Annotated in this window: 1 protein-coding gene; it reads left to right on the forward strand. The window is 73.5% G+C overall.

Features of this window, described 5'->3' with window-relative positions; all coding sequences use genetic code 11:
* The first annotated feature begins 240 nt into the window (after positions 1–240).
* Entirely contained in the window at positions 241–696 is a 456-nt protein-coding gene (locus ACRX5W_RS33270) for a hypothetical protein (RefSeq protein WP_436792128.1), read from the forward strand.
* The last annotated feature ends 1 nt before the right edge of the window (position 697 follow it).

The following is a 697-nucleotide window of genomic DNA, read 5'->3' on the forward strand; positions in this document are numbered from 1 at the left end:
CCAGCGGCTGCGCCTCTTCCGTTTCCGGCGCGTCGGCGGCGTCTCCGTTCCGTGTCAGTGCGGCGTCTCCGTTCCGGGTCAGTGACGCCTCTCGGTGTCAGTGACGCCTCGCTCCGAACCTCTTCCCCACCAGCGGGAATCACCGCAATCTGACAGAACGTCACTGACATCCAATCGGCGCGGCACACTTATTCGAACATCTTTTCGACAAGGTCGCCTTGTCGTCCCTACGATCGAGGCATGGGGCGCAAGGATCTGACGGCCGGGACGTGGGGGTCGTTCGCCGAACGCGCCGCCCGGTCCCTCGCCGCGCCCGCCCCGACGACCGACACAGCCGCCGAGACGGCGGCCGGCTCCCCTGCACAGGCGCAGCCGCCGGAGCCCGGGCCGCCCGCGTCGTCCGAGGCCGGGCCGACGCCGCCTGCGGACGGCGGGCCGTGGGTTTGGATGGACCTGCCCGACGGCGCCGGCACCGTGGTGGTCCGTGCGGTGCGGTGGGTGCGCAGCGGTTCGGGCGGGTGGGCGCTGCAGGTGACCGCGCCGGGCTGGAAGGCGGTCACGGACTGGGTCGGGGGCGGGTGGGAGCCGGGGCCGGTCGACGAGTACCACGTCGTCCCCGGCTCGCGGGTGCGGCCCATCCCCGGTCAGGACTACGGCGGGCTGCGCCGCGACGGCGACGGCCGCCTGGTCCCGTAGC

The organism is Yinghuangia sp. YIM S10712 (assembly GCF_051388935.1).
Lineage (GTDB): Bacteria > Actinomycetota > Actinomycetes > Streptomycetales > Streptomycetaceae > Yinghuangia.

What these genes read in the sequence shown, in the direction of transcription:
- ACRX5W_RS33270 (WP_436792128.1), top strand. Translation starts at nt 241, where the DNA reads ATGGGGCGCAAGGATCTGACGGCCGGGACGTGGGGGTCGTTCGCCGAA.